This window comes from Acinetobacter sp. AS167 (genome assembly GCF_037152175.1).
Classification (GTDB): Bacteria; Pseudomonadota; Gammaproteobacteria; order Pseudomonadales; family Moraxellaceae; genus Acinetobacter.
Genome location: NZ_JBBCMP010000048.1, coordinates 1 through 277, shown reverse-complemented (window position 1 = coordinate 277; position 277 = coordinate 1). Strand labels below are relative to the sequence as shown.

Genomic DNA, 277 nt, shown 5'->3' with positions numbered 1-277 from the left:
TCCGTAATAATGGTATGACGTTCCATGGTACATCAGGGGATGACACGATTAATGTATGGACAGGAAAGAGCTATGCATTTGGTGGTGCTGGCAATGATACCTTAAATGGAAGTAGCGGTATTGATTACTTAGACGGTGGTGCTGGCAATGATACCTTAAATGGAAGTAGCGGTATTGATTACTTAGACGGTGGTGCTGGTAATGACAAGCTTTATGGTGGTTCAGGTGCAGACACTTTAATTGGTGGAACGGGGAATGACTATTTAGATGGAGGGTA

General features: G+C 43.3%; 1 protein-coding gene. It reads left to right on the top strand.

The features are described 5' to 3' along the window. Positions 1-277, top strand: a 277-nt coding sequence (locus WFN33_RS20305) for a calcium-binding protein (protein WP_336954840.1), incomplete at both ends; no start/stop codon positions are given.